At 62.5% G+C, this 18,661-nt stretch carries 19 protein-coding genes; 12 read left to right on the top strand and 7 right to left on the bottom strand.

Annotated features, from left to right (window positions below; translation table 11 throughout):
• On the bottom strand, positions 1 to 1,998 hold a 1,998-nt coding region (locus tag AWB80_RS37180), incomplete at its 3' end, for a TonB-dependent receptor (protein WP_244206945.1).
• A 272-nt stretch (positions 1,999 to 2,270) separates the two neighbouring features.
• On the opposite strand from AWB80_RS37180, the gene AWB80_RS45665 reads away from it, so the two are divergent.
• Positions 2,271 to 2,549: a DUF3253 domain-containing protein gene (locus AWB80_RS45665; protein WP_061179657.1), complete on the top strand. Its 279-nt coding sequence runs from the start codon at positions 2,271 to 2,273 to the stop codon at positions 2,547 to 2,549.
• A 191-nt stretch (positions 2,550 to 2,740) separates the two neighbouring features.
• Here AWB80_RS45665 and AWB80_RS37190 read toward each other — a convergent pair whose 3' ends face one another.
• Positions 2,741 to 3,343: a nuclear transport factor 2 family protein gene (locus AWB80_RS37190; protein WP_244206951.1), complete on the bottom strand. Its 603-nt coding sequence runs from the start codon at positions 3,341 to 3,343 to the stop codon at positions 2,741 to 2,743.
• A 66-nt stretch (positions 3,344 to 3,409) separates the two neighbouring features.
• On the opposite strand from AWB80_RS37190, the gene AWB80_RS37195 reads away from it, so the two are divergent.
• Entirely contained in the window at positions 3,410 to 3,952 is a 543-nt protein-coding gene (locus AWB80_RS37195) for a MarR family winged helix-turn-helix transcriptional regulator (protein ID WP_061179622.1), read from the top strand.
• Positions 3,953 to 3,972: 20 nt separating this feature from the next.
• Here the strand turns inward: AWB80_RS37195 and AWB80_RS37200 are convergent, their stop codons facing one another.
• Positions 3,973 to 5,184, bottom strand: coding sequence for an IscS subfamily cysteine desulfurase (locus AWB80_RS37200; protein WP_061179623.1), 1,212 nt, complete (start codon positions 5,182 to 5,184; stop codon positions 3,973 to 3,975).
• 271 nt (positions 5,185 to 5,455) lie between these two features.
• Here AWB80_RS37200 and AWB80_RS37205 point away from each other — a divergent pair, with 271 nt between their 5' ends.
• The 10 genes from AWB80_RS37205 to AWB80_RS37250 are packed head-to-tail and all read left to right on the top strand — an operon-like array spanning position 5,456 to position 14,704.
• Positions 5,456 to 5,986 carry a flavin reductase family protein gene (locus AWB80_RS37205; protein WP_061179624.1) on the top strand — a complete coding sequence of 177 codons (531 nt, stop codon included), beginning with the start codon at positions 5,456 to 5,458 and terminating at the stop codon, positions 5,984 to 5,986.
• A 31-nt stretch (positions 5,987 to 6,017) separates the two neighbouring features.
• Positions 6,018 to 7,499, top strand: a complete 1,482-nt coding sequence (locus AWB80_RS37210) for a 4-hydroxyphenylacetate 3-hydroxylase family protein (RefSeq protein ID WP_061179625.1) — start codon at positions 6,018 to 6,020, stop codon at positions 7,497 to 7,499.
• A gap of 40 nt (positions 7,500 to 7,539) precedes the next feature.
• Positions 7,540 to 7,926, top strand: coding sequence for a cupin domain-containing protein (locus AWB80_RS37215; RefSeq protein ID WP_061179626.1), 387 nt, complete (start codon positions 7,540 to 7,542; stop codon positions 7,924 to 7,926).
• A gap of 2 nt (positions 7,927 to 7,928) precedes the next feature.
• Complete coding sequence (locus AWB80_RS37220; protein ID WP_061179627.1) at positions 7,929 to 9,272, top strand: amidase; 1,344 nt, start codon at positions 7,929 to 7,931, stop codon at positions 9,270 to 9,272.
• 37 nt (positions 9,273 to 9,309) lie between these two features.
• Positions 9,310 to 10,536, top strand: coding sequence for an ABC transporter substrate-binding protein (locus AWB80_RS37225; RefSeq protein ID WP_061179628.1), 1,227 nt, complete (start codon positions 9,310 to 9,312; stop codon positions 10,534 to 10,536).
• Between the two features lie 10 nt (positions 10,537 to 10,546).
• Positions 10,547 to 11,236 (top strand): DUF2848 domain-containing protein, encoded by a 690-nt coding sequence (locus AWB80_RS37230; RefSeq protein ID WP_061179629.1) that lies wholly within the window; start codon positions 10,547 to 10,549, stop codon positions 11,234 to 11,236.
• A gap of 31 nt (positions 11,237 to 11,267) precedes the next feature.
• The gene (locus AWB80_RS37235) at positions 11,268 to 12,038 is read left to right on the top strand and encodes an ABC transporter ATP-binding protein (RefSeq protein ID WP_061179630.1); all 771 of its coding nucleotides are present in this window, start codon (positions 11,268 to 11,270) and stop codon (positions 12,036 to 12,038) included.
• Complete coding sequence (locus AWB80_RS37240) at positions 12,019 to 12,783, top strand: ABC transporter ATP-binding protein (RefSeq protein WP_061179631.1); 765 nt, start codon at positions 12,019 to 12,021, stop codon at positions 12,781 to 12,783. Before AWB80_RS37235 ends, AWB80_RS37240 begins: the two co-directional genes overlap by 20 nt.
• 14 nt (positions 12,784 to 12,797) lie before the next feature.
• Positions 12,798 to 13,682, top strand: a complete 885-nt coding sequence (locus AWB80_RS37245) for a branched-chain amino acid ABC transporter permease (RefSeq protein WP_061179632.1) — start codon at positions 12,798 to 12,800, stop codon at positions 13,680 to 13,682.
• A gap of 8 nt (positions 13,683 to 13,690) precedes the next feature.
• Positions 13,691 to 14,704, top strand: coding sequence for a branched-chain amino acid ABC transporter permease (locus AWB80_RS37250; protein WP_061179633.1), 1,014 nt, complete (start codon positions 13,691 to 13,693; stop codon positions 14,702 to 14,704).
• A gap of 60 nt (positions 14,705 to 14,764) precedes the next feature.
• Here AWB80_RS37250 and AWB80_RS37255 read toward each other — a convergent pair whose 3' ends face one another.
• From AWB80_RS37255 to AWB80_RS37270, 4 genes are all read right to left on the bottom strand, one after another.
• Positions 14,765 to 15,769, bottom strand: a complete 1,005-nt coding sequence (locus AWB80_RS37255) for a D-2-hydroxyacid dehydrogenase (protein ID WP_061179634.1) — start codon at positions 15,767 to 15,769, stop codon at positions 14,765 to 14,767.
• 82 nt (positions 15,770 to 15,851) lie between these two features.
• Positions 15,852 to 17,165: a dicarboxylate/amino acid:cation symporter gene (locus tag AWB80_RS37260; protein ID WP_061179635.1), complete on the bottom strand. Its 1,314-nt coding sequence runs from the start codon at positions 17,163 to 17,165 to the stop codon at positions 15,852 to 15,854.
• 73 nt (positions 17,166 to 17,238) lie between these two features.
• Positions 17,239 to 17,622, bottom strand: a complete 384-nt coding sequence (locus tag AWB80_RS37265) for a VOC family protein (RefSeq protein WP_061179636.1) — start codon at positions 17,620 to 17,622, stop codon at positions 17,239 to 17,241.
• Between the two features lie 65 nt (positions 17,623 to 17,687).
• Positions 17,688 to 18,653: a hydroxymethylglutaryl-CoA lyase gene (locus AWB80_RS37270; protein WP_061179637.1), complete on the bottom strand. Its 966-nt coding sequence runs from the start codon at positions 18,651 to 18,653 to the stop codon at positions 17,688 to 17,690.
• Between the last annotated feature and the right edge of the window lie 8 nt (positions 18,654 to 18,661).

Consider the following 18,661-nt stretch of genomic DNA (forward strand, 5'->3'; position numbering starts at 1 on the left):
ATGGATGATCCGGCCATTGACGCTCAGTCCCGCCACCCACGGCAGGTCGTAGTCCGCGCCGAGGTTGAAGGCGAATTTCGGCACGCCGCCCGGATCGTTGCCGTCCTGCGCGCCGCCCGCCGTGCCCGAGACCTTCGGATCATAGAAGGTCGCGCTCGCCATCATGCGAAGGCCGCGAAACACCTCGCCATAGGCGGCCAGTTCGAGCCCGCGCACGCGCGTTTTGCCGTTGTACCCGTAGATGTTCGTCGTCGGATCGGTGACGGCGTTCGGCTGCGAGATCTGGAAGATTGCCGCCGACGTCATCACGCGGCCCCAGTCAGCCTTCACGCCCGCTTCGTACTGGTTCGACTTGTACGGCGCGAACGCCTGTCCCGCATTTGCGGTGCCGGCTGGCGCGGTGCCGCCATTGCTCAGACCCGACGTGAAGTTGCCGTACACCGAAATGTTCGACAGCGGCTTGACCACGATGCCCGCGAGCGGCGTGATCGCCTGCTGATCGATCGAGCTTTGTTGCACACCCGTGGTCGGATCGTAGTTATCCTGCCCGATCGTCTGACGGCGCAAGCCGCCCGTGATCAGCACGCGGTCATTGAGGAACGACATCGTATCGATGACCTGCTGGCTGTTCAGGCGCGTCTGGCTGCTGCGTTGCATGTCGCCGCGCGGGACGCCCACCGGTGCGAGCGGCGTCGGCGTATAGAGATTGGACGCCACCGAATCCGACGACAGCGCATAGAAATAGCCGATCTCCTGATTCAGGCTCGTCACGCCGGTGACAAGCGTGTGCCTGACGCCGAAGGTATCGAAGTGAAAGCGCAGGCCCGCATCGACGGTCTTCGTGCGCGTGTATTGATCGTAGTACCCGTTCGCGACGTCGAAGGCGCCCGCAGCCGTCATGCCGCTCGCGTACGGGAAGTTCTGCTCGGAGGTGCCGTAGTGCTCGCCTGCCGCGCCGTACACGGTCACGTACTGGTTGATGTCATACTCGGCGCGCGTCATCACGGCCGAATCGCGCAGCTTCAGCTTCGAGCCGGGATAGAGGTTGTTGTACGCCGACGGCACGGCCGGCACGGCAGTCGCCGTGCCGAAGCCGATCTGCGAACGGAATTCATCGGTGTTTTCGGAGACGTTGTAGGCGTCGAACGACCAGCGCAGCTCCTTGCCGCGGTAGTCCAGCCCGATCGCGCTGTCGCCCTGAAGCTGATTGCCGTGCGCGATGCCCGTCTGTCCGTCCTTGATCTGTCCGTTGAAGCGGATGCCCCACTGGCCTTCGTCGCCGAAGCGGCGGCCGACATCGGCGGCGACGCCGAACTGGCCTTTGGTCTGATACAGCGCCGTCAGACGCGTGAGCGGCGTATCGTCGGCGCGTTTGGTGACGATGTTGATCGCGCCGCCGACGCTGCCGCCCGGTCCCATGCCGTACATCAGCGCGCCCGGGCCTTCGAGCACTTCCACGCGTTCGAGCAGATTCACGGGCACGCGCGCCGCCGAAACCATGCCGTAGAGGCCATTGAGCGCAACGTCGGTCGGCTGCACATCGAAGCCGCGAATCTGGAAGACATCGCCGAAGCCGCCGCTACTCTGCTCCGCGCGCACCGAGGCGTTGTTGGTGACGACATCGGCGATGGTGCGCGCCTGTGTATCGCGGATCATCTGCTCGGTGTAGTTGGTCGTGTCGAACGGCTGGTTCATCACGTTCGCTGTCCCGAGCACCCCGATGCTGCCGCCTCGCGCCACTTGTCCGCCCGCGTAGGGCGCGGGCAGGTCGCCAGCCTCGGCGGTGCCCTTGACCATGACGGCGGGCAGCGCCGTCGATTGCGGCGCGGTGCCGTCGGCGCCGTCGGTCGACGTGCCCGATTGAGCGGCCTGAGCGTCACCCGGCGTCGTGCTCTGCGCGTAGGCACTCGCCTGGAGCGCAGTTGCGGCGATCAGCCCGACGAACAGGCGGTCGACCGCCCATGACACCGCAGTGCGCCGATGAGTTTTTTGTTGCATTCCCCGTTGCGACATAAGACCAGACTCTTTCAGGTTGGAGTTGAAGCGGATCATGTAAATGCGAATTATTCGCGATTGTAAAGCAACAAATTAAACGAACGGTACATAAATCGATTCGTCGTATCAGAAAGTGTTGTGATGAGGCGACGGGCACAAGGCCATGCCGGAAGACCTGTTGGCGAGCTTCACGATTGACTCGATCGTTTCAAACGGTCATGTTCCTGGAGGCTGCTGCAGAGCGGCGCTGGCAGACATGCGGGAACAGGACAACCATGAACGTAACGAGCGTCGACATTGAAAAATGCATGCTGGAATTGCTCGCCAGGCGCGCTACCACGGCCTCGATTTGTCCATCGGATGTCGCGCGCGCTTTACTTGGCGATGAAACCGGATGGCGAGCACTGATGCCCTCCATAAGGCAAGTCGCCGCGAGGCTTGCGTGTGAAGAGCGGATTCTGATCACGCAAGGAGGGGCGCGATTGGACCCCGAGTCGAGCATTCATGGCCCGATCCGGTTGCGACGTGGACCGAGGTTCGTTGCGTCGGAATGAATGGCGTCGTGACTGACTGAGCATGATCCACGCATCTTGCGTTCGCTTACGCGTCCGTGCGTGTGCTTTGGTGTGACCGTTGTGACGGCGCACCGAACAACGGACATGGCGGCACGATAATAGTGGGGCGGCAATGACAAAAACTGCTTAGTGGCGGATGTTCTTCGGAAGCCGACGTGGAAGTCCAGCGTTCACGAACGGCGGAGCGGGTCGATTACGGAAGTTCGCGCGACGGTCGCATTCGCTGCGAACAACGCCGACGAGTCCATTCGCGTCAACAGTTCCGTCGGGGTAAGCCATGGATAGCTCAACGTGTCCTGCAAGGACCGAAGCCTAGCCGAGCCCGGATCGTCGATCGTATCCATGCGCTCGATGGCGATGTGCAAGCCAGCGATTCTGTCGGACCCATCGCCCATGCGTGCGATGCGCCACCGATATTCGCCTGTTCCAAGCCGCAGCGCGCCGTTGTCCTTCTGTCGCATCGCGACGAGCCACGGCATCGCGCAGATGCCATCCGCATTCACTTCCGGCGCGGCACACACGTAATAAGTCCGGCAACGTTCGAACCGCTCGCCGAAGTCGGTGACCAGCGTCCTGGCGATCGCCGTGGCGCCGGTCACGCTGCGGGGAAAATCGATTGCGTCGGTCGCAATGTCGAACGTCAGTTCGGCATCGGCGGCGAAGCAGTCCAGGATCAGTTCGGGCTGGTTCCGATCCTTCGCGCGGACGTAACCTTCGAGCAGCGACCGGACAGAAGAGGCGGACATCATAGGGTTCATGGCTAAAATCTCCATTTTCAAGCTTTGACGTATAATTATCTTACAAAGGTAAATGGATTAGCATCCGGGAGTTCGAGTGTCATGCCGAAGCAGATCGACGAATCCGCTCTGACGATTACCAATCCAGCGTGTCTCGTCGACGGGGCGGACACGGAATTCCGCCATCTGATCAACGGTCTCCTGCCGTTCGCAGCCCGGCTTCTGTCCGTGCGCGACGGTTTCGGGACGCTCATCGGCCTGACCGGCATCCAGTATTCGCTGCTCGTTTCCGTCGCGCATCTTTCGCACGGCGAGGCGGTGACGGTGAACCGGCTCGCGGATCATCTCCATCTGAGCGGCGCTTTCGTCACGATCGAAACGGGCAAGCTCAAGAAGCTTGGCTTCATAGATAAACGCTCGGACCCCGACGACAAACGCAAGATGCGTCTCACGGTGACATCGGCTGGACTGAAGCTGCTTCGCGAACTCGCCGCGACGCAGCAGCGCATCAACAACGTGCTGTTCGAAGGCGTGACGAAGACGGAGTTCAAGGCGTTGTGCTCGGTCGTCGACCGGCTTGTCGCCAATGGCGATCGCGCGACGCTCGATCTCTCGCATCTGATCGCGCGGCAGGAAAAGTCGTGACAGCGCCGCAGCCAGCATGATCAGTGCTCGGCCCACTGGATCGTGCTCAGGTCGATGCCTTCCAGATGCATGTCCCACAGCGGGCTCAGCGCGCGCAGCCTGAGCACGGTCTCCTGAACCTGGCGGATCACTTCGTCAACTTCCGCCTCGGTCGTGAAGCGGCCGAGCGTGAAGCGGATCGAGCTGTGCGCCAGTTCATCGCTGCGGCCGAGCGCGCGCAACACGTATGACGGTTCCAGCGACGCCGACGTGCACGCCGACCCCGACGACACCGCGACACCCTTGATGCCCATGATGAGCGATTCGCCTTCGACGAAGGCGAAGCTGACGTTCAGGTTGTGCGCGATGCGCTGCGTCATGTCGCCGTTGACATAGACCTCATCCAGTTCCATGAGGCCCGCGAGCAGCCGGTCGCGCAACGCACCGACTCGCCGGTTTTCCACTTCCATCTCTTCTCTCGCGAGCCGGAAGGCTTCGCCCATGCCGACAATCTGATGCGTCGGCAGCGTGCCCGAGCGCATGCCGCGTTCGTGACCGCCGCCGTGCATCTGCGCTTCGATGCGTACGCGCGGCTTGCGCCGCACATACAGCGCGCCGATGCCTTTCGGACCGTAGACCTTGTGGGCGGTGACCGTCAGCAGATCGACGTTCAGCGCGCCGACATCGATGGTGATCTTGCCTGCCGCCTGCACTGCGTCGCAATGAAACACGATGCCTTTTTCTCGGCACATCGCGCCGATTTCGGCAATCGGCTGCACCACACCGGTTTCATTGTTGACCATCATGACGGACACGAGCACCGTGTCGGCGCGTAACGCCGCGCGCACTGTGGCGACGTCGAGCAATCCGTCATGCCCTACGTCCAGATACGTGAGATCGAACCCTTGCCGCTCCAGCTCGCGGCACGTATCCAGCACCGCCTTGTGCTCTGTCTTCACCGTGACGATGTGACGGCCCCGCGCCTTGTAGAAGTTCGCCGCGCCCTTGATCGCGAGGTTGTTCCCTTCGGTCGCGCCCGATGTCCAGACGATTTCGCGCGGGTCCGCATGCAGCAGCGCGGCCACATGGCGGCGCGCTGCTTCCACCGCTTCTTCCGCTTCCCAGCCGTAATCGTGGCTGCGCGATGCCGGATTGCCGAAGCGCTCGTACAGGTACGGAACCATTTTCTCGACCACGCGCGGATCGACGGGCGTCGTCGCGCTGTAGTCCATGTAGATGGGGCGTGAGTTCATCGATCGTGCTCCAGTGCAGTGTCTTCTTCAACGCGAGGAGTCGCGCAGCGAAAGTTGGCCGCAGTGTAGCCCGGACACTTGCGAGCTCTGGCCAACACCCATTCTCCTCGTAGGGTTGTCTTTCATACAAAGCTTTTTTAGCGAGGGTAAACGATAGCTTGAATGGCATCGGTCATTGTCATTAAATAAAAGCTATGCAACAAAGCTAATAAACAAACGTTGATGTGTTCGAAAGAAGGCGTCGCGGCAGCGCGGCGCGAAGGAGAACGAGATGAAAGACAGCATCGTACGGGCGAGCGGCGATCCGGAAGTGCAGCGTCAGTTCCGGTCCGCGTTGTCCATGTTCGCGACCGGTGTCGCGGTCATCACGGCGCCGAGGCGCGAAGGAGCGCCGATCGGCATGACGGTCGCGTCGTTCAATTCGGTGTCGCTCGATCCGCCGCTGATCCTGTTTTCGGTGGACCGGCGAAGCCTCAGCCTCGCCGATCTGTGCGTGGCCGGTAGCTTCGCGGTCAACGTGCTTGAAGAATCGCAGCAGGACATGTCGAATCGTTTCGCGAAAGCCAACGGCGACAAATGGGGCTGGCGCGATGCGGCAACCGAGCCGGGCGACGAGCCGGTCCTGCTTCCCGACGCGCTCGCTACCTTCGAATGCGAGCCCTATGCGCAATACGACGGCGGTGACCACGTGATCTTCGTCGGCCGCGTGACGCGTCATCGGATGCGCTCGCAAGGGCGTCCGCTTGTTTTCTTCGGCGGCCGCTATCACACGCTCAACGGCGTACACGCAGCGTCGGCCTGAAACGGCGGACGAATTCATCCTGGAGAACACCATGATCAAGAACGGCACTCAACACATCGCGTCATTGCGCGACGGACGTCAGGTTTATCTCGACGGCAAGGCAGTCGGCGATGTCACCGCGCACCCCGCATTCCGCAATTCCATTCGCAGCTATGCGAACCTTTACGACTATCAGGCGCGCCCGGAAAACGTCGAGAAGATGACATTCGTTTCGCCGGATTCGGGCAATCGCGTGAGCCGCATCTGGGAACTGCCGACGTCCTACGAGCAACTCGTCGAGCGGCGCTCCGCGCTCGAAGCGTGGACGGAGTTGCATTTCGGCTTCATGGGCCGCTCGCCGGATCACGTCGCGTCGTGCATCTCGGGCATGGTCATGGGCATCGATCTGTTCGAGCAATACGACCCGGCCCGCGCCGGCGCGCTGCGCGACTACTACAAGTATGCCCGCGACAACGATCTCTTCCTGACCTACGTGATCGTCAATCCGCAGGCGAATCAGTCGAAGTCGGCGCATGAGCAGGAAGACAAATATCTCGCGGTGGGCATCGTCGATCAGGATGCGGAAGGCATCACGGTGCGTGGTGCGAAGATGCTCGCGACGAGCGGCATCATGGCGAACGAGGTCTTTTGCAGTTGCATTCAGCCGCTGCGCGAAGGGGACGAAATGTACGCGCTGTCCTTCGCAATTCCAATGAACGCGAAGGGCATGAAGGTGATGTCGCGCAAGTCGTACGAAGAGCATGCTCAGTCGGTGTTCGACAACCCGCTGTCGAGCCGTTACGACGAGAACGACGCAGTGCTCTATTTCGACGACGTCAAGGTGCCGTGGGAGCGGATCTTCGTCGCAGGCGATGTCTCGATGTGCGCGAAGCAGTTTCATGCGACCCCCGCACACGTCTACCAGAACTATCAGTGTCAGGTGCGTCTGATGACGAAGCTGCGCTTCCTTGTCGGGCTCGGTCTCAAGATCTCCGAAGTCAACGGCACGAATGCGTTTCCGCAGGTGCGCGAGACGCTGGGCCAGCTCGCCTCGGAAGCATCGATGGTCGAGGCCTATGTGTACGGCATGGAAGCGAAGGGCAGCGTCGTCAACGGCTACTACGTGCCCGATCGCAACATGCTGTACAGCTCGCAAGTGCTCACCCAGCAGCTCTATTCGAAGATCCTCACCACGCTGCGCGAACTCGCGGGCGGCGGAATGATCATGCTGCCGTCGAGCGTGCACGACTTCGAGCATCCCGACCTCGCACGCATCATCGAGAAGACGCAGAAGTCGCCGGTCTGCAGCGCCGAAGAACGCGTCAAGTTCTTCAAGCTCGCGTGGGACGCGGTCGGCTCGGAGTTCGCTTCGCGTCACAACCAATACGAGTTGTTCTATGCGGGCGCGTCGTTCGTGACCAAGGGTCATGCGTATCGCAGCTACGACTGGCGCCGCGCCACCGGTCTCGTCGACAACATGCTGTCGAGCTACTCGCTCGAAGCCGAACTGGCCAAGACGCGCCAGGCTGCCTGAGACCGTCGACTCAATCCACGATTTCCCACAGGAGAAACACATGGCTATCAACAAACTTCACGACGAGTTTCACGGACTCGACATGGCCGACGGCTGGCAACTGCCGGAAGGCTATGCACCCGGTTCCGGCGCACAGGAGCTGATTCTGTCCGGCGCGCTCGATACCGACAACAAGCGCGGCAGCCGCACGCGTCTTCTGCGCCTGCCCGCGGGGATGTACACGACGAAGCCGTTCGTCCACGACTACTGGGAGGAAGTGTTTCTTGTCGAAGGCGATCTCACGGTCGGCAACGATGACAAAGGCGAGGGCGGCAAGCCTTTCGAAGGCTACACGTATGCGGTGCGTCCGCCGGGCGCGTGGCATGGGCCGTTCAAATCGAACGAAGGCTGCGTGCTCCTCGAAGTGCATTACTACGATCCGGCCTGATCATGCTGCCCGCTCTCGAAACATTGCGCGCCCGGCTCGCCGACGGCCGTGTCGATGCGACGTCGCTTCTCGCGTCGTGCATCGAACGAATCGGCGATGACGCGGGCGAAGGCCGACGCGTCTTTCCATACGGGGCGAGTGCCGCGGCACACGCACAGGCAGCGGCGAGCGATGCGCTGCGCTTACATGGGGTCGCCGGTCCGCTCGCGGGCATTCCGGTCTCGGTGAAGGATCTCTTCGACGTGCAGGGCGAAATCACGCGCGCCGGCAGCCGGATTCTGCCGGAGCAGGCCGCCACGTGCGACGCGCTCGCCATCGGGCGATTGCGTGCGGCGGGCGCGGTGTTCGTCGGCCGCACCAACATGACTGAGTTCGCGTACTCGGGCCTCGGCATCAATCCGCATTACGGCACGCCAGCGAATCCGTTCGACAGACCCTCAGGACGCATTCCCGGCGGCTCGTCGTCGGGCGCGGCGGTGTCGGTGACGGATGGCATGGCCGCCGCGGCGATCGGATCGGATACCGGCGGGTCGTGCCGCATTCCCGCAGCACTATGTGGACTCGCGGGGTTCAAGCCGACTGCCGCGCGCATCCCGCTCAAGGGCGCGCTGCCGTTGTCGTCCAGCTATGACTCGATCGGTTCGATCGCACCCAGCGTGGCGTGCTGCGCCGTGCTCGATTCGATCATGGCCGGCGACACGGAGCCCGCTTCGATCGCTCCGCTGCCGCTGGGCGGACTGCGGCTCGCGATGCCGAAGCACATCGTGCTCGACGACATGGATGCGCACGTCGCCACCACGTTCGAGCGTGCGATCGCACGATTGACGGCGGCGGGTGCGGTCGTGCACGAAGTCTCGTTCGATAGTTGGCAGCATCTCGCGACGCTCGGCCAGCATGGCGGCCTCGTTGCGGCTGAAGCGTGGGCGTGGCACGTCGGGCTGATCAAGCGCAATGCCGACAGTTACGACCCGCGCGTGATTTCCCGCATCAGGCTCGGCAGCGAACACAGCACCGCCGAGTATCTGCGCAATCGCGCGCTGCGTGAGCAGCTATGCCGGCAGGCAGACGACGAACTTCGCCCCTTCGACGCGATCGTCTGCCCGACGGTGCCGATCATCGCGCCGCGCATCGCCGATCTCGACGAAGAGCCTGCGTACACGTCGACGAATCGCTTGCTGCTGCGCAATCCGTCGATCGCCAACATGCTCGACCTGTGCTCGGTATCGATTCCGTGTCACGCGAACGGCGACGCGCCCGTGGGACTGATGTTGACAGGGCGGCACATGAGCGATCGCCAGTTGCTCGCTATCGGCGCGGGTGTCGAGGCAGTCGTGCGGGCGCATTGATTCAGCGCACTTTCAAATACAGATCAAGGAGACTTCCATGTTCAGGCAACTCGCATGCACCGCGTTGTCGGCTGCGGTCGCGATGACGGCCAGCGCGGCCGATATCAGCGACGGCGTAGTGAAGATCGGCGTGCTCACCGACATGTCGTCGATCTTTTCCGATATCGGGGGAAAGGGCTCGGTCGTCGCGGCGCAGATGGCCGTCGACGATTTCGGCGGCAAGGTGCTCGGCGCGCCCGTCAAGGTGATCAGCGCGGACCACCAGAACAAGACGGATGTCGCCGCGACCGTTGCGCGCGAGTGGTTCGACAACCAGCAGGTCGATATGGTGCAGGACCTGCTGCCGTCGTCGGTTGCGCTCGCGGTGTCCAACGTGGCGAAGGAGAAGCATCGCATCGCGATCGCGAGCGGCGCGGGTACGACCAAGCTGAGCAACGAGGCGTGTTCGCCGTACACCATCCAGTACTCGTACGACACCTACGCGCTGACGACGAGTCTCGTCAAGGCGATGGCGCGCGCCGGCGACGACTCGTGGTACTTCCTGAGCGTCGACTATGCGCTCGGCGCGTCGCTGAAGAACGATTCGGTTGCGGCATTGAACGCGGCGGGCGGAAGAGTGCTCGGCGAATCGAAGCATCCGATGCATGCAGCGGACCTGTCATCGAATCTGCTGCAGGCGCAGGCGTCGCGCGCGAAAGTGATCGGGCTCGCCAACGCGGGCGCGGATACGGTCAACGCGATCAAGACGGCGCGTGAGTTCGGCATCAATGCGCCGGGCAAGCAGAAGATCGCCGGCCTGCAGATGTTCATTAGCGATGTCCACAGTCTCGGCCTCAAGTCCGCGCAGGGAATGATGCTCACGACGCCGTTCTACTGGGACCGCGACGACGCGAGCCGCGCCTGGTCGCAGCGCTTCCACGCGAAGACCGGCCGGATGCCGACGTTCATCCAGGCGGGCGTCTATTCATCGACGCTGCATTACCTGAAGGCCGTGCAGGCGAGCGGCACCGACGCATCCGATGCCGTGCTCGCGCAAATGCGCAAGACACCCGTGAACGATTTTTTCGCGAAGAACGGCGTGATTCGCGCCGACGGACTCATGGTGCACGACATGTACATCGCCGAGGTCAAGACCCCGGAGCAATCGAAGAAGCCCTGGGATTACTACACGATCAAGCAGACGATTTCCGCGCAGGACGCCTATGCGCCGCTCAGCGCGAGCCATTGTCCGCTCGTTGCGGGAAGCGTCACCGCCGGAAAATAAGGAGCCGATCATGAAAGCCATCACATTCAACATCGAAGACCGCGACGGCAGTATCGAGCGCGCCATTTCAATCGACACGCTGGTCATCGCAGGCTGGACCGGACGCGACCCCGAAGCGATGGAGAAGCACATTCGCGAGCTGGAGGAACTGGGCATCAAGCGGCCCGCTTTTACGCCGGTCTTCTATCGCGTCGCGGCGGATCGCTTCGGTCCCGCGCCGGCAATGCAGGTCACCGGCGAGGAGAGCAGCGGGGAAGCCGAGTTCGTGCTGGTGAAGGACGGCGGCGAGGTGTTTGTCGGCGTCGCATCGGACCACACGGACCGGCAGGTCGAAGCCTATGGCATCACCGTGTCGAAGCAGATGTGCGACAAGCCGTGCGCAAGAACGCTCTGGCGCCTGAGCGACGTGGCCCCTCACTGGGACGAATTGCTGCTGCGTTCGTACGCGACGATCGACGACGAGCGCGTGCTCTATCAGGAAGGCAAGGTGACCGCGATGCGCTCGCCGCAGGACCTGCTCGATCAGTTCGCGCAACGCGGCGGCGAGTTCGTGGACGGCACCGCGATGCTGTGCGGCACGCTCGCGGCCATCGGCGGAATTCGTCCGGCGCAGCGCTTCGAGACCGTGCTCGAAGACCCGGTTCTCGGGCGCGCCCTGCGGCACGTCTATGAAATCGAGACCTTGCCGGTGGCCGGTTGAGGCCTTGCATTGCCCTATTAGGAGAGCTGCGATGACGCATGCAGACATGATTCTGGAGACAAAGGGCTTGACCAGGCAGTTCAATGGCTTCACCGCCGTGAACGGCATCGACTTGCGCGTGCGGCGAGGCACGATCCACGCGCTGATCGGGCCCAACGGCGCGGGCAAGACCACCTGCTTCAATCTGTTGACGAAGTTCCTCACGCCGAGCTCGGGACAGATCTTCTTCGATGGCCATGAGATCACGAAGGCGGCGCCCGCGGCGATCGCGCGAAGCGGCGTGATCCGGTCGTTTCAGATTTCGGCGGTGTTCCCCTGTCTGACGCCGGTCGAGAACGTGACGATCGCTTTGCAACGTCCGCTCGGCGTGTCGTTCCGCTTCTGGAAGAGCAGCGCGATGCTCATCCGCCTGCGCGAACGCGCGCTCGAACTGCTCGATGAAGTCGGCCTTGCCCCATACGCCGACGTGAAGACCGTGGAGCTGTCGTACGGCCACAAGCGCGCCCTCGAAATCGCGACGACGCTCGCAATGGACCCCGTGCTCATGCTGCTCGACGAGCCGACGCAGGGCATGGGACACGAGGACGTCGATCGTGTGACGGCGCTCATCAGGAAGGTATCCAGCGGGCGAACGATCCTGATGGTCGAGCACAACATGAAGATGGTGTCGAGCATCGCGGACACCATCACCGTGCTTCAGCGCGGCGAGGTTCTGGCGGAAGGCGATTACGCGTCCGTCTCCGCAAATCCGAAAGTGAAGGAGGCGTACATGGGGACCGAGAATGAATTGCTCGCACATTGAAGACCTGCATGACGATGTGAACGTCGCCGCGACATGCGAAGACGCGCTGCGTGTCACGGGACTCGAAGCGTGGTACGGCGAATCACACATCCTGCATGGCGTGGAGCTTCGTGCGGCGCGCGGCGAAGTAGTGACGCTGCTCGGGCGCAACGGCTCGGGCCGCAGCACGACCCTGAAAGCGATCATGGGACTCACCGATACGCGCAGCGGCTCGGTCCGCATCGATGGCCATGAGACGATCAGCGGGCAACCGCAGACCGTGGCGCGCCTTGGTGTCGGCTATTGTCCGGAGGAACGCGGCATCTTCGCGGCGCTGTCGTGCGAAGAGAATCTGTTGCTGCCGCCGCGTCTGCGCGATGCGAAGGGCACGCCGATGTCGCTCGAAGAGATCTACGCCATGTTTCCGAACCTTGCCGAGCGTCGCGCGAGCCAGGGGACGCGCCTGTCGGGCGGCGAACAGCAGATGCTCGCGATCGCTCGCATTCTTCGCACCGGCGCAGACATCCTCCTGCTCGACGAGATATCCGAAGGGCTCGCGCCTGTGATCGTGCAGACACTCGCGCGCGTCATCAGGCTGCTCAAGGCGCGGGGCTTCACGATTCTGCTCGTCGAGCAGAACTTCCGCTTCGCCGCGCCGCTCGCCGATCGCTTCTATGTGATGGAGCACGGACGCATCGTCGATGCCTTCGAGTCGGCGCGCCTTGTGGAAAAAGCGGCCAAGCTGCAAGCGCTGCTCAACATCTGATCGGAGCGAACGTCATGGAAATCTTCGGTATGCCGCTGCAGGCGGTATCGGGTCAGCTCGTCCTCGGGCTGATGAACGGCTGCTTCTATGCCGTACTGAGTCTGGGCCTCTCGCTCATCTTCGGCCTGCTGAACGTGATCAATTTCACGCACGGCGCGTTCTTCATGCTGGGCGCGCTGTTCGCGTGGATGGGCACGAACTACTTCGGCTTCGATTACTGGCTGATGCTCGTCATCGCGCCGCTGGCCGTGGGTGCGGTGGGCGTAATGGTCGAGCGTTCGATGCTGCGCCGGCTCTACAAGCTCGATCATCTCTATGGTCTGTTGCTCACGCTCGGCGTCACGCTGATCTTCGAAGGCACGTCGCGTTCCGTGTACGGCGTCTCGGGCATGTCGTACGGCGCGCCAGACAGCCTCGCGCACGTCGTCGATCTCGGCTTCATGATGCTGCCGGCGTATCGCGCATGGGTCGTCGTCGCATCGCTCGGCGTGTGCGCAGCGACGTGGTGGGCGATAGAGCGCACGCAGCTCGGCGCGCTGCTGCGTGCGGCGACGGAGAATCCGCGGCTCGTTGCGGCGTTCGGCGTCGACGTGCCGCGCATGGTGTCGCTGAGCTACGGCTTCGGCGTCGCGATCGCCGCGTTCGCGGGCGTGCTCGCCGCGCCGGTCATGCAGGTGTCGCCGCTGATGGGGCAGAGCGTGATCATCACCGTGTTCGCGATCGTCGTGATCGGCGGTATGGGGTCGATCGCCGGATCGGTGCTGACGAGCCTTGCGCTCGGCGTGCTCGAAAGCCTGACGAAGCTGTTCTATCCGGAAGCGTCCGCGACGGTGGTGTTCGCCGTCATGGCGCTGGTTCTGCTCGTGCGTCCCGCCGGGCTGTTCGGTCAATCGAAGTGAGGTGTCTCATGCATAACCGCTTTGCATTCTTCGCCGCGTTTGCCGTGCTGGCCGCCGCGCCGTGGCTCGGCGCATATCCGGTCTTTCTGATGAAGCTGATGTGTTTCGCGCTGTTCGCCGCATCGCTGAACTTGCTGCTCGGCTATGTCGGTTTGCTGTCGTTCGGTCACGCGGCGTTCTTCGGCGTCGCGGCCTATGTTGCGGGCAGCGCCCTGCGCGATCACGGCCTGCCGCCCGAAGCCGCATTGCTCCTCGGCGCGGGCGTCGGTGCGGCGCTCGGGTTCGTGATGGGATTGCTCGCGATCCGCCGCAAGGGCATTTACTTTGCGATGGTCACGCTCGCGCTCGCGCAGATGATCTATTTCTTTTGCGTTCAGGCGACCTTCACTGGTGGCGAAGACGGCATGCAGGGCGTGCCGCGCGGGCGGCTGTTTGGCGCGCTTGCGCTCGACGACCTCACGCTCTATTACGTCGTGCTGGCGATCGGAGCGATGGCGTTCGCGTTGATCGGCCGCGTGATTGATTCGCCGTTCGGCCGGATTCTCGGCGCGTTGAAGGAGAACGAGGCGCGCACGGTTTCGCTCGGCTACGATGTCGATCGCTTCAAGCTGCTGGCGTTCGTTATATCCGCTGCGTGCGCGGGTCTCGCGGGCGCCATGAAGACGCTCGTGCTCGGCTTTGCCACCCTCTCGGACGTGCACTGGACCATGTCGGGCACTGTCATCCTCATGACCTTGCTCGGCGGTCTTGGCACGCGCCTCGGTCCGGTGGTCGGCGCGGTGATTGTCGTCGGTCTGGAGACGAAGCTCGCCGCGTTCGGCACGTGGCTCGCGGAGGTGACGCATGTCGCATGGTTTCAGGGGCTGGGCGAATCGGTCAGTATCGTGACCGGGGCGATGTTCGTCGCTTGCGTGCTGCTATTCCGGCGCGGCATCGTCGGGGAAATCGCGCAGTGGCTCGGGCGTCGGCAGCGAACCGCGGTGCATCTTCCCGGGCCCTTGATGCAGCGCGACGCCGGCTGAACTCGGCGGCTGACGATGTCGGGCAACGACGGCGCAGGCGCTGATCTTCGGAGAGTGCTCCTACTGGGCAGTCACTCTGCTGCCGTGCGGCGCGTTCACGATGTTTCGCGGCTGTCCCGCGACGTACGCAGCAATGTTGTCCATCAGTTGATCCGCGAGCGCCTGAATCGCCTCTTCACTCGCCCATGCGACGTGAGGCGTGAGAATGAATGCCGGATGATGCAGGATTTCATTCAACGGATTGGCTTTCGGAAGCGGCTCCTGCGTCACGACATCGAAACCCGCGCCGGATATCGAGCCAGCCTTCACGGCACGCACCAGTGCGGCTTCGTGCACAAGTCCACCACGCGCCGTGTTGATGAGAAGAGGGCGCTGCTTCATCATCGCGAACTCGGCATCTCCGATGAGGTCCCGCGTCTGATCGTTGAGCGGACAATGCAGCGTGATGATGTCGGACTCTTCGAGCACGCGCTCGAACGGGGTGTAGAGCATTCCCATATCGTCGCGTCCCTTGAAGGCCGAGACCAGCACCTTGAGCCCCAATGCCCTTCCAATATCGGCGGTCGCTTTCCCCAACGCGCCGTCACCGATGACGCCCAGCGTCGAGCCCGTCAGGTCCTTGATTGGAAAGTCGAAGAAGCAGAATTGTCCAGACTCCTGCCAGCGACCCGCCTGTACTGCCGAACGATAAGCCGTCAGGCTTCGTCGAAGCGCGAAGATCAGCGCGAAGGTGTGCTCGGGAACCGTGTGCACCGCGTAGTTACGGACATTGCAAACCGATATGCCCATTTCATTGCATGCGCTTGCGTCGACGTTATCGGTGCCCGTCGCGGCGATCGCGATCAGTTTCAGGCGTTTCGCCTGAGCGATCACGTCGCCGGAGAGTTTCACTTTGTTGGTGATGACGATATCGGCATCGCGAACCCGATCGAGGACCTCTTCGGGCCTGGTGGATTCGAACACGTGAAGTTCGTGACTGAACGGCAAATCCTTCAGCCGCGTATCGGGCGGGATGGTGGATCGGTCGAGGAAAACGACTTGGAGAGCAGGCGATGATGAAGTCATGTTCTATCGGTTCATTAAGCTGCGGTGATGATGATGCGCTTCAATAGGCGGCGCGTCGGCTCGAACGAAATAGTGCACGTGTTTAGTCGTCACCCGGCCCCGAGGCGAGTTGGCGTTTGAACGTGTCGCGGTCCAGCGCCTTCTCCCACTTGGCGACGACGATCGTCGCAATGCCGTTGCCGATCACGTTGATCAGCGCGCCGCCTTCCGAGATGAAGCGATAGATGCCGAGCACCAGAACGAGGCCCGCGACAGGTATGCCGGGCACGGAACTGAGCGTTGCGGCCAGCACGATGAAGGCGCCGCCGCTGACGCTTGCCGCGCCTTTGGACGTGAGCAGCAGGACGAGCAGAAGCGTGATCTGGTGACCGATGCTGAGCGTGCTGTCGGTCGCCTGCGCGATGAAGATGGCGAGCACGGTCATGTTGATGCAACTGCCATCGAGATTGAAGGAATATCCGGCCGGTACGACGAGACCGACGACGGACTTCTCGCAGCCGAGTCTTTCGAGCTTCGCCATGAGGCGAGGCAGCGCGGACTCCGACGACGACGTGCCGAGCACGAGAAGCAACTCCTCGCGGATATAGCGCAGAAAGGCGAGCAGGCTGAATCCCGCGAGCCTGCAGACCGCGCCGAGAACGACGAACACGAAGACGAGCCCGGTCAGGTAGTAGGTCATGAGAAGCTGTCCGTACGAGCTGAGCGACACGACGCCGTACTTGCCGATCGTGAATGCGATCGCGCCGAACGCGCCGATCGGTGATACGTACATCACGATGCGCACCATGTTGAAGAAGGTGTTCGCGCCGGCGTCGATCACGGAGAGAAGCGGCTTGCTGCGTTCGCCGAGCATCTGAAGCGCAAAGGCGAAGATGATCGAGATGAAGAGCACTTGCAGAATGTCGCCTTCCGCGAACGCGCCGAACACCGTCGTCGGAATGATGTGCGACAGAAATCCGACGACGCTCTGGTCGTGCGCGGCCTTGGTGTACGCAGCGATGGACGACACGTCGAGCGTGCGCGGGTCGATGTGCATGCCGCTGCCGGGTTTCATCAGATTCACCGCGACGAGACCGATGGCGAGCGCAAGCGTGGTCATCGCCTCGAAGTAGATGAGCGACTTGATGCCGACACGTCCGACCGACTTGATGTCGTTCATGCTCGCGATACCGTGCACCACGGTGCAGAAGATCAGCGGCGCGATCATCAGCTTGATGAGCTTCAGGAAGTTGTCTCCCAGCGGCTTCATCGCTTCTCCGGCAGAAGGATGGAAGTGCCCGAGAAGGATGCCGAGCACGACCGCGATCAACACCTGGATATACAGATGCTGGAACCACCGCTTGCGCGGCCGGGGAATGGCTTGCGCCTCTATGGGCGCTTCCGTTGCGATGTTCATGAGATGTCTCCTGCTGCTTCGTTGAGAAGCGGGTCGGCTTATCTGCCGTTCACCGCTCGATGTGGGTCGCCTGTTACACGAGTTCGGATATCTCGATCAGGTTCAGATCGGGATCCCGGATATAGACAGAGCGAATCTTTTGCGTGGCGCCCGTGCGTTGTACGGGACCTTCGATGATTGGCCAGTTGCATCGTTCGAGATGCGCGATGACGTCGTCCAGCGGAAGCGCCGCAATGAAGCACAAGTCGAGCGCACCGGCCACCGGGAGATGCGCTTTCGGCTCGAACTCGGCGCCGCGAACATGTACGTTGATCTTCTGATTGCCGAATCGGAACGCAATGCGCCCCTCGCCGAACGTTTCGAGCCGCATCTGCATGACTTCGGTGTAGAAGCGCTTCGTGGCGTCGACATCGACACAGGTAAGGACGAGATGATCGAGATGGTCGATCAAGTCCATGTCAGACTCCGGTAAGAGCCATGGACATGGCGCGAAAGAGGAAAACCCTGCATGCCGCCGCTCCTTCAGTTTGCTTGCGCGAAGGCGCGTTGTTCGGGTTTCCCGTCGCTGGCGGTGCAAGGCATCGCGTGGAGATCGAGACGGCGGCCCGCCTTCAGCAACTGGCTCGGGACGTCGTGGCCGATCAAGCCCGGCAGCAGCGCTGAAGCGGACAACAGCGCGGCGAGATCGACGCCCGTGTCATAGCCATCGAGTTCGAGCATGTGAACCAGCTCTTCGGTGCAGACGTTGCCCGTTGCGCCGGGTGCGTACGGACAACCGCCGAGCCCGCCAAGCGACGCATCGAAACGGTCGACGCCCGCATCGAGCGCGGCGAGCGTGTTCGCGAGCGCCATGCCGCGCGTGTTGTGAAAGTGCAGCGTGAGTTCGAGTACGGGAAAGCGTTCGCGCGCGGCCGCGCACAACGCGCCGACCTGCGACGGAAACGCCATGCCTGTCGTGTCGCAGAGCGTGACACCGTGCACGCCGAGATCGGCGAATCGTTGCATCCAGCCGAGCACGTCTTCCTGCGCGATGTCGCCTTCCATCGGACAACCCATCGCCGTGGACAGCGACACGTTAATGGCGACTTGCGTCTGCTTCACGACGCCGATCACATCGCGCAATTGCGCGAACGATTGCTCGCGGCTCATGCGCAGGTTCGTGCGATTGTGGCTTTCGCTCACCGACATCACCAGATTGACTTCATCGACGCCGCACGACAGCGCGCGCTCGGCGCCGCGAATATTCGGCACGAGCACCGTATAAACGATCCCATCGCGCCGCGCGATGCCATGCATCACCGCTTCGGCATCGCGCAGCGCGGGAATCGCTTTCGGCGACGTGAACGACGTCACTTCGATCTTCGCGTAGCCGCACGCGCTCAAGTCGTCGATCAGCGCGATCTTCGCGTCGGTATCGACGAATCGAGCTTCGTTCTGGAAGCCGTCGCGGGTCGCGACTTCCTGGATATAGACACGTTTGCCAGTCATGACGCGCT

Source organism: Caballeronia pedi (genome assembly GCF_001544915.2).
Lineage (GTDB): Bacteria > Pseudomonadota > Gammaproteobacteria > Burkholderiales > Burkholderiaceae > Caballeronia > Caballeronia pedi.